Annotated in this window: 8 protein-coding genes and 2 pseudogenes; 5 read left to right on the forward strand and 5 right to left on the reverse strand. The window is 71.5% G+C overall.

Annotation, left to right across the window (positions count from 1 at the left end):
* The first annotated feature begins 117 nt into the window (after positions 1–117).
* Positions 118–1323, forward strand: coding sequence for an ROK family transcriptional regulator (locus ASG96_RS17665; RefSeq protein WP_056750953.1), 1206 nt, complete (start codon positions 118–120; stop codon positions 1321–1323).
* A gap of 26 nt (positions 1324–1349) precedes the next feature.
* Positions 1350–2162 carry an HAD-IIA family hydrolase gene (locus ASG96_RS17670; RefSeq protein WP_369793546.1) on the forward strand — a complete coding sequence of 271 codons (813 nt, stop codon included), beginning with the start codon at positions 1350–1352 and terminating at the stop codon, positions 2160–2162.
* A gap of 9 nt (positions 2163–2171) precedes the next feature.
* On the opposite strand, the gene ASG96_RS17675 is transcribed toward ASG96_RS17670, so the two are convergent.
* The 5 genes from ASG96_RS17675 to ASG96_RS17695 form a co-directional block, all read right to left on the reverse strand.
* A complete protein-coding gene (locus ASG96_RS17675) occupies positions 2172–3809 on the reverse strand; it encodes an HAD family acid phosphatase (RefSeq protein WP_057588774.1) in 1638 nt (545 codons plus the stop codon).
* Between the two features lie 137 nt (positions 3810–3946).
* Positions 3947–5728, reverse strand: coding sequence for an NAD(P)/FAD-dependent oxidoreductase (locus tag ASG96_RS17680; RefSeq protein ID WP_057588775.1), 1782 nt, complete (start codon positions 5726–5728; stop codon positions 3947–3949).
* Between the two features lie 115 nt (positions 5729–5843).
* Positions 5844–7022 (reverse strand): helix-turn-helix domain-containing protein, encoded by a 1179-nt coding sequence (locus ASG96_RS17685; RefSeq protein ID WP_057588776.1) that lies wholly within the window; start codon positions 7020–7022, stop codon positions 5844–5846.
* Between the two features lie 85 nt (positions 7023–7107).
* Positions 7108–7608 (reverse strand): DUF1992 domain-containing protein, encoded by a 501-nt coding sequence (locus ASG96_RS17690; RefSeq protein WP_056754236.1) that lies wholly within the window; start codon positions 7606–7608, stop codon positions 7108–7110.
* A 10-nt stretch (positions 7609–7618) separates the two neighbouring features.
* The gene (locus ASG96_RS17695; protein ID WP_082591860.1) at positions 7619–7891 is read right to left on the reverse strand and encodes an META domain-containing protein; all 273 of its coding nucleotides are present in this window, start codon (positions 7889–7891) and stop codon (positions 7619–7621) included.
* A gap of 163 nt (positions 7892–8054) precedes the next feature.
* Between ASG96_RS17695 and ASG96_RS17700 the strand changes: the two genes are divergently transcribed.
* From ASG96_RS17700 to ASG96_RS24310, 3 genes and pseudogenes are all read left to right on the forward strand, one after another.
* Positions 8055–8282 (forward strand): hypothetical protein, encoded by a 228-nt coding sequence (locus ASG96_RS17700; RefSeq protein WP_057588778.1) that lies wholly within the window; start codon positions 8055–8057, stop codon positions 8280–8282.
* Between the two features lie 197 nt (positions 8283–8479).
* Positions 8480–8849 (forward strand): annotated as a pseudogene (locus tag ASG96_RS24305) (DUF222 domain-containing protein); the annotation flags it as partial.
* 180 nt (positions 8850–9029) lie between these two features.
* A pseudogene (locus ASG96_RS24310) lies at positions 9030–9334 on the forward strand (HNH endonuclease); the annotation flags it as partial.

Here is a 9334-nt window from a genome sequence, read left to right on the forward strand (position 1 = left end):
GATTCCATGCGTCACACCGTGACCCACTTTTGTCGGAACGTCAAGCAAAAGTTTTCTCGTGGACACACCAAAGCCGTGTGCATGACATACCGAAGCCGCGTGTGCTTGACTTCGAACGTGCGTCCAGAGTCAACGTCGTCCGCGTATGCCGCCACCGCCGTCAGCGGCGCAGGTGAGCTGCTGCAGCTGCTGCGCGACGAGACCCCGCGCACGCGTGCCGAGCTCGCCAAGCTGACCGGCCTCGCCCGGTCGACCGTGGGCGCCCGCGTCGACGCCCTGCTCGCGACGGGCCTGCTCGCCCCCAGCGGCGAGGCCGCGAGCACCGGTGGCCGGCCGCCGGTCCGCTTCGCCTTCAACCCCGAGGCCCGCGTGGTCGTCGGCGCGGACATCGGTGCCACGCACGGCCGGGTCGCCCTGACCGACCTCAGCGGCCGTCCGATCTGTGAGATCGGCGAGAGCCTCGACATCACCGACGGCCCCGAGGTCGTCCTCGACTGGCTCGTCGCGACGACGCGCCGCCTGCTCGAGCAGGCGGGCCGCGAGCCCCGCGACCTCATCGGCATCGGCATCGGGGTGCCCGGGCCGGTCGAGCACTCGAGCGGCCGTCCGATGCGCCCGCCGATCATGCCCGGCTGGGACGGCTACGACGTGCCCGCCCACGTCCGACGCGACTTCGACGTCCCGGTCCTCGTCGACAACGACGTCAACATCATGGCCCTCGGCGAGCACGCGATGGCCCACCCCGACGTCGAGCACCTCCTCTTCGTCAAGGTCGCGACCGGCATCGGCGCCGGCATCATCAGCGGCGGCCGCCTGCACCGCGGGGCGGTCGGCGCGGCCGGCGACCTCGGCCACGTCGCGGCGCCCCACGCCGCCGAGGTGCTCTGCTCGTGCGGCAACGTCGGCTGCCTCGAGGCCGTCGCCAGCGGACCCGCGATCTCCAAGGCGCTCAAGGAGATCGGGATCATCGCCGACTCCAACAAGGACATCGTCGACCTCGTCCGCGGCGGCAACATCCCGGCCGCCCTCGCGGTGCGCCAGGCCGGTCGCACCATCGGCGAGGTGCTCGCCACCTGCGTCAGCCTGCTCAACCCGTCGGTCATCGTCATCGGCGGCTCGCTCGTCCAGGCCGGCGAGAGCCTCATCGCCGGCGTGCGCGAGGTCGTCTACGGCCGCTCGCTCCCCCTCGCCACCGGCGTGCTGCAGATCGTGCCGGCGACCACCGGCGTCCAGGCCGGCGTCATCGGTGCGGCCACCATGGTCATCCAGCACGCCCTGACGGCCGACCGCGTCGACCTCGCCATCGCCCACTCGGCGTCCTGAGCGGGACGGCGGCCCGACCCGCCACAATGGGGTCCATGACCGATCACCGGCCCGTCGCGACGTGGCTCACCGACATGGACGGCGTCCTCGTGCACGAGGAGGACGCGATCGCCGGCGCCGCCGAGTTCGTCACGGCGCTCAAGGAGTCCGGCCGGAGCTTCCTCGTCCTGACGAACAACTCGATCTTCACGCCGCGCGACCTGCGCGCCCGGCTGCTCCGCAGCGGCATCGACGTGCCCGAGGAGGCGATCTGGACCTCGGCGCTGGCGACGGCGCAGTTCCTCGCCGAGCAGCGGCCCGGCGGCTCGGCCTACGTCGTCGGCGAGGCCGGCCTGACGACGGCCATGCACGACGTCGGCTACGTCATGACCGACCGTGACCCCGACTACGTCGTCCTCGGCGAGACGCGCACGTACTCGTTCGAGGCCATCACCCGCGCGATCCGCCTCATCGAGAAGGGCGCCCGCTTCATCGCGACGAACCCCGACCCGAGCGGCCCGAGCCCGGCCGGCACGCTCCCGGCCACCGGCTCGGTCGCCGCCCTCATCTCGACGGCGACCGGTCGCCAGCCCTACTACATCGGCAAGCCCAACCCGCTCATGATGCGCAGCGCCCTCAACCGCCTCGACGCGCACTCCGAGACGACGATCATGGTCGGCGACCGCATGGACACCGACATCATCAGCGGGCTCGAGGCCGGTCTGCGCACGGTCCTCGTCCTCACCGGCTCGACGAGCCGTGAGCAGGTCGAGCACTTCCCGTACCGCCCGAGCCGCATCGTCGACTCCGTCGCCGACCTCGTCCGCTTCGTCGCGCACGAGGTCGGCGAGCAGCACTGACCCCCGACGTCAGGGCAGGTAGTACGTCGGGTTCGGCAGCTTGACCGCACGGTCGGCATGGCCGCCGATGAGGTCGCTGTACTGGTCGCCGAGGTTGGCGACGACGTCGTAGCCGAGGTCCTGCTCGACGTGCGCACGGGTCGTCGACTTGTACTCGATCGTCGTGCACGTCGGGTAGGCCTTGCAGTGGCCCTGCATGTAGGCCGGCGGCGTCTCGGTCGAGCGCCACTTCGTGAAGTAGAGGTCGTCGGTGAACTGCGGGTAGCCCTGCTCGTGGAGGTTCGCGAGCGTGGCCGCCCTCTGGCCGGTGTTGCGACCCGTCAGGCCGATGACCGTACAGCCGGAGTCGGCGACGGCCTTGACGAGAGAAGGCATTCCGGGTGTGGCGGGGAAGAGCTTGTTCTGCACCCAGTAGTCCTGGCGCACGGGGTTGAAGACGAACTTCATGTCCGCCACCTCCATGTCGTAGGTCCACAGCGTCGTGTCGTCGGCGTCTAACACGACGGCGGGCTTCGTGCCGGCGCGCACGCCCTGGCGGCACTCGCTGACGAGTCGCTGGGTGTTGCGGGCCTCGAGGGCCGCGAGCTCGGTGATGTAGGGCGAGCTCGTCCTGTCGGCGATGCCGGTGCCGGGGTCGCCGTAGTAGGTGGCGATCGTCTTCTTGACCGAGTCGATGTTGGGGATGCCCTCGCCGCTCTCGGTGAGTCCGCTCGAGCCGTCGGGCTCCATCGTGAAGTGCGTGCGCTGGGTGAGGCTGGGCTCCTCGACACCCGGGAGGTTCGGCGACGGGAGGTAGTAGGTCGGGTTCGGCAGCTTGACGTTGCGGTCGGCGTGGCCGCCCTGCAGGTCGGACCACTGGTCGCCGATGTTGAGCACGATGTCGTAGCCGAGGTCCTGCTCGATGTGCTTGCGCGTGCCGGCCTTGTACTCGACCGTCGTGCACTTGGCCGTGGCGCACGTGAGGTAGGCGGGCGGCGTCGACCCGGCCCACTTCGTGAAGTAGTGGTCGGGCGTGAAGGCGTTGTAGCCGACGTCCTTGAGGTTGCCGATCGTCGCGTCCTTCTGGGCCGCGCCGCGACCGGTGAGACCGAAGATCGTGAAGCCCATGGCATCGGCCTCGTTGACGAGGTCGACCATGGTCGGCGTCGCGGGGAAGAGCTGGTGCTGCACCCAGTAGTCCTGGCGCACGGGGTCGAAGACGAACTTCATGTCCGCGACTTCCATGTCGTAGGTCCACAGCGTCGTGTCGTCGGCGTCGAACACGATGGCCGGCTTCGTGCCGGCCCGCTCGGCCGCGGCGTACGTGCGCTTCAGGGACGCGCGGAGGCCGTCCGTGATCGAGCGCATCTCGGAGATGTACGGCGAGCTCGCCCGGTCGGCCCGGCCCGTGCCGGGGTCGCCGTAGTAGCTGTAGATCGTCTTCTTCACCGAGTCGATGTTGGGGATGCCGGCGCCGTCGGCGCGCGCGCCGCTCGAGCCGTCGGGCGCCATGACGAACTGGGTACGCGGGGTCAGGGTCTGGTCGTGACGGCCGCCGGCGTCGCCGTGGGCGAGGGCCGGGGACGCGCTGGCGACGACCAGGGAGCCGATGATCGAGCCGACTGCTGCGGCCGCGAGGCCGGCGGCTCTGGGGGTGGGACGCCTCATGGGTTCACCTCTGGGCTGTTCGGGGTGCGGGTGGGCCGCTCGACCGTAGCCCCGTGCCTGCCCCCGCGGGGGTCTCGCGACCCGCCGCGGGGGCATTCCCATGCACCTGACATGGGACTCCCAGACTTCACTCAGGCTCAGGCCAGGTGGTGGGTCTCCGCGAGGGCGTACACGGGGGTGTCGATGCCCTCCATGCGCGCCTTGAGCTGCATCGCCAGGTAGCGCGAGTAGTGCCGCGACTGGTGCAGGTTGCCCCCGTGGAACCACAGGTTGTCCTGGCGGGTTGGCTTCCACATGTTGCGCAGCTCGCCCTGCCACGGCCCGGGGTCCTTCGTCGTGTCGGAGCCGAGGCCCCAGCACTTGCCGACGGCGTCGGCGACGTCCTGGCTGATGAGCCGGGCGGCCCAGCCGTTCATCGACCCGTAGCCCGTGGCGTAGACGACGGCGTCGGCCTCGAGCTCGGTGCCGTCGGTGAGGACGACGGCGTGCTCGGTCAGGTGGTCGACCTGCCCGCGCACCAGCCGGATCGCGCCCTTGGCGACGAGCTCGGAAGCGCCGATGTCGATGTAGTAGCCCGAGCCGCGGCGGAGGTACTTGAGGAAGAGGCCCGAGTCGTCGTCACCGAAGTCGAGGTCGAATCCGGCCGCCTCGAGAGCGGCGTAGAAGTCGGCGTCCTGCTCACGGATGGCGTCGAAGGCGGGTCGCTGGAAGTCGGCGAGGATCTTGTAGGGGATCGATGCGAAGACGAGGTCGGCGGTGTCGTGGTCGATCCCGTTGGCGACGGCCTCCTCGGAGTAGAGCGGGCCGAGCACCGTGTCCATGAGCGAGTCGGACCTCACGATGTGGGTGCTGGAGCGCTGCAGCATGATCGGCTGGGCGCCGTTCTGCCACAGGTCGGCACAGATGTCGTGGGCCGAGTTGTTCGACCCGATGACGACGACCTTCTTGCTGACGTAGCGCGCGCCGCCGGGGTGCTTGCTGCTGTGGTGCTGGTCGCCCTGGAAGACGTCCTGGCCGGGCAGCGTCGGCACGTTGGCGATGCCGCTCATGCCGGTGGCGAGGACGAGCTGGGCGGGGTGGAGCACGACCTCGCGGCCCTCACGGGTCACGTGCACCGTCCAGGCGCCGGTGGCCTCGTCGAAGGTCGCCGACGTCGCCTCGCTGTTGCTCCAGTAGTCGAGCTCCATGACCTGGGTGTAGCTCTCGAGCCAGTCGCCCATCTTGTCCTTGGGCGTGAAGACGGGCCAGTGGTCGGGGAAGGGCAGGTAGGGCATGTGGTCGTACCAGACCGGGTCGTGCAGGCAGAGCGAGTGGTAGCGGCTGCGCCACTGGTCGCCGGGCCTGGGGTACCTGTCGACGACGAGCGTCGGCACGCCGAGACGCTTGAGCCGCGCGGCGAGGCCGATGCCACCCTGGCCGCCGCCGACCACGAGCACGTAGGGCTCGGCGTCGACGCCGTAGGACTCGACCTCCTGCTGCCGCTTGTCGAGCCAGTTCTCGGTCGAGACGTTGACGCCGTGCTCGGCGCCGCGCGGTCGGCGCGTGCCGGACGGCTCCGGGTGGTCCTTGAGCGCCTGCGCGCTGGTCAGCAGGGTCCAGGCGAGGCCCTCGCGGACGCGCACGAGTCCCTTGCCGGTGAAGATGGCGTTGCCGAAGGTGAACCACGCCTCGTGGACGCCGTCGGACTCCGACTCGCTCGTCGCCACGATGTCGGTGGGCCATGCTCCGGGCTCGACGCCCGAGAGCATGTCGCCGATCTGCTCGCGGCCCTCGGAGGTGTGGATGTTCCACGTCATGCTGATCAGGTCGCGCCAGTAGCACTCGTCGCCGAAGAGACCGGTCACCCGGTCGACCTCGCCGGAGGCCAAGGCGTCCCCGAACCGCGCGAGCCACTCGCTCGCCGTCAACTGCTCACCCATCGCCAACTCCTTTGTCCACGTGGTGGGGTCGTGGGAGTGACGCTAGGAGCGGCCGGGGTCGCCGGACAGGGTTGCAGAACGTTGCAGGCAGACCCAGAGGGCGTATGCCGGGTGCTCAGGTCGCGTCGGGCCGGACCGTCGCGCGCGTGGTGAGGCGGTAGGGGCGGCTGTCGACGAGGCCGCCGAGGCGCTTGCGCAGGCGCGACATCTCGGCCCGGATCGTCACGGGCGTCGTCGCGCCGTCGAGCCGCGCCATGAGGGCGGCGGTGTCGAGCCCGGCGGGATGCTGCGCCAGCAGGGCGACGATCTCGGCATGGCGCTCGCTGAGCGCGATCTCCACGGTCGAGCCTGCGGAGATGACGAGGACGCGCGGGTTCGGGTGACGGACGACCTCGAGCGTGGCGGCGGTCGTGGCCGCCTCGTGGAGCACCCAGCCGCCCGAGATCGCCTCGGCGCGGACCTGCCCGATCTCGGGCACCCACACGGTGCCCTCGCGCAGGCTGCCCGGCACCCAGACCCGCTCACCGACGCCGTAGCCCTCCGCCCGGGCCACCCACCCGTGACGGTCGACGACGACGAAACGACCCGACCCGGCATACGACTCGCTGGCACGGGCGACCCGGCGCAGGTCGCGCTCGTGCTGGCCGGCGAGCGAGTCGACGGCCTCGCGGACGGCCATGGTGACGAGCATCAGCGTGTGCGGGTGCGCCGTGCGGAAGGCCCCGCTCAGGGTGACGACACCGAGCGGTGTCCGCGCCCGACGGTCGAGGATCGGGGCGCTCGTGCACACCCACGCGTGCTGGTCCTCGCGGGCGTGCTCGGGGCCGAAGATCTGGACGGGCCTGCGCTCCTCCATCGCCGTTCCGAGCGAGTTGGTGCCGACGTCGCCCTCGCGCCAGCGGGCGCCCTCGACGAAGCCGAGACCGTCGCTGCGGCGACGGATCGGCGAGGGCCCGAACATCCACAGCGGGTAGCCCTCGTCGTCGCTGATGACGAGCTCGTTGCCGGCCTCGTGGGCGAGGGGGAGCAGGCGGTCCTTGAGGACCGGCACGACCGAGGCGAGCAGGCGCGAGCGCTCGCGCCGGGCGAGCAGGGCGTGGTCGGAGATCGGCGTCGAGATCTTGTCGCCCTCGGGCGTCTGCCGGAGCCAGGACCGCGCGACGACACCGCGCGCGCCCGCCGGCACCTCGTGCGTGTGCGCCCAGGAGCGGTGCAGGCGCAGCAGGTCCCGGGCCTTGGCTGCGGGGTCCTCGAACGCAGTCAGGGCCGCTTCGAGTCCGGAGGCTGTGGACATGCGCACCTTTGCGACGGGTGGCCCTGCGCGGGGACACGGCTCCCCGTGATCGTGACACGCGGGACGCCGCTTGGGTAGGGCGCGTTCAACCTCCGAGGAGGCGGCGCCACCACGACGGGCGGGGCTGCTGCGCGGCGGCCCGGGCGGCCGCCGCCTCGTCGCGCGCCGCGCGCTGCTGCTCCTCGAGCGCCTCGCGCAGCGGTCGCCACCGCTGCACCATCTCGTCGACGTCGAGGGTCTTGGCGATGAGCGGCGGCAGGTTGCCGACGGCGGGGCGCAGCCGGTCGGCGAGGACGCGCTTGTTGTAGCCCTCGATGATCTCGCGCACCTGCGCCTCGGTGCGGACGTCGACGAGCGACTCCGGGTAGCCCGCCGCCTCCTTGCGCAGGCCCAGCGCTCCCGGCAGCGCACCGGCCAGGTCGAGCTGCTCGCGGGCCGCGAAGCGCTTGACCCACCAGTCGGGATCGCCCGAGTCGCTGAGGTCGAGGGGCTTGCCTGCGCCCGGCAGGTTGTCGAAGTCCCCACGCTCCTGCGCCTCGCGGATCTGCTTGTCCACGGCGCTCTCCCAGTACGGCTGGCCCGTCATGCCGTCCACGCTAACCGACGTCGAACCCCTCTCGCGGCCGCACGAGGAGCGCGAGGGTCTCGCCGTCGCCGACCTGGAGACGGTCGCCCGTCACGACGAACGCCTGCGGCGCGTCCAAGAGCCCGAGCAGTCGCTGCTCCTGCTCCATCGCCTCCGGCGGGCCGGCCATGCGGGTCGTGGCTGCATCGGCCACCGTGAGCAGGCCCTCCGCCACCTCGTAGCGCCCCATGACCCGGTTGACGCCGGTCGTGCCGGTGACCCGGCCGTCCTCGTCGAACGCCAGCTACGGCTTCGGGTCGGTCGTGACGACACCGCCGAGCTCCTGGACCACCCACGACGTCCCAGCGATCGCGTTGTCTCCCATGGGCCCACGTTATCCGGGTGCGCTCGTCGGTGGGGTCGGGTAGACCGGAGGGCAGTCAGCGTCCGCGACGACAGGGGATCCCGTGCTCGGACTCGTGCGCCACCAGTTCCGCGTGCACCCGCTCGGGGTCGTGCTCGTCGCCGTCAACGCGCTCTTCGTCTCCGGCGTCGCCGTCGGGGTGCCGTGGCTCGTCGCAGCGTCGTCCACCGTCGACGGGCGCGTGGCCGAGGAGGGGACGCACGACGAGCTGATGACCGCCGGGGGTGCCTACGCAGAGCTCTTCGAGCTGCAGGCGAAGTCGTACCGCTGAACGCTGTTGAGTCGTAAACCGTTGCGGGACAGTGCTTTTCGTGTGGACAAGTCTTGTCGGGTCGATCGAACACCTGTACGATCAGGGGATGGAGCAGAGCCGGACCGCGCAGCAGATCGAGCAGGACTGGGACCACGTCGCGTCCCTGGCCGCCGACCTGCACGACGCGCACGCCCGGCTCGTCGACTTCGTCGCGNGGGGTCGTGGCAGGCCGCGGGGCTGCGCTCCCCCGAGCACTGGCTGATGCTGCGCGCGGGACTGTCCCGGGGTCAGGCGGGCGCGGTGATCCTGCTGGCCCGCCGCGCCGGGGAGCTGCCCGCCACCGCGGCCGCGCTGCGGGAGGGGCGGATCAGCCTGGACCAGGCCGCGGTCGTGGCCCGGCACACCCCGGCCGCGTTCGACGCGACCGTGGCCGAGTTCGCGCAGCACGCGACCGTCACCCAGCTGCAGCGCTCGGTCACCCGCTACGACTTCACCCTGCAGCCCGACACCGTCGACGACCGCGGCCGCGGCCTGCCCGGCGAGCTCCAGCCCGAGCAGCACGACCCGGAGTCGGGACCGGTGTGAAGCCCGCGCCGGTCGAGCCGGCGCACCTGAGCATGGGCCTGGACGCGGAGGGGCGGTTCCGGCTGCGCTACGACGCGCCCGCCGAGGTCGGCGCCCTCGTCGAGGCCGCGCTCACCGAGGCGAAGGACCACCTCTTCCACACCCTGAGCCACGACCCCGCCAACCGCGAGGGCGTGANGCGTGAGTGAGGAGGAGAAGCGGGCCCTGAACGGGGACGTGCTGCACCCGGACCGGTGCTGCACCGCCGCAGGCAAGCCCCTGGTCACGTGGGCCGACGCGCTGACCGTGCTCGCCACCCGCTCCCTCGACGCCGCCACCACCACGACCGGCAGTCACGCGTCTGCCGGGTCGGGTGGTTCGGGTGGGGCGGCGCGGCGGGCGCGGTCCGCCAGATACCGGGTCCAGGTCCACCTCGACACCGGCGGCGGCTGGCTCACCGGCCGACCCCGCCTCCCCCAGCACATCACGAACCAGCTGACCTGCGA

Source organism: Terrabacter sp. Soil810 (genome assembly GCF_001429645.1).
Classification (GTDB): domain Bacteria; phylum Actinomycetota; class Actinomycetes; order Actinomycetales; family Dermatophilaceae; genus Terrabacter.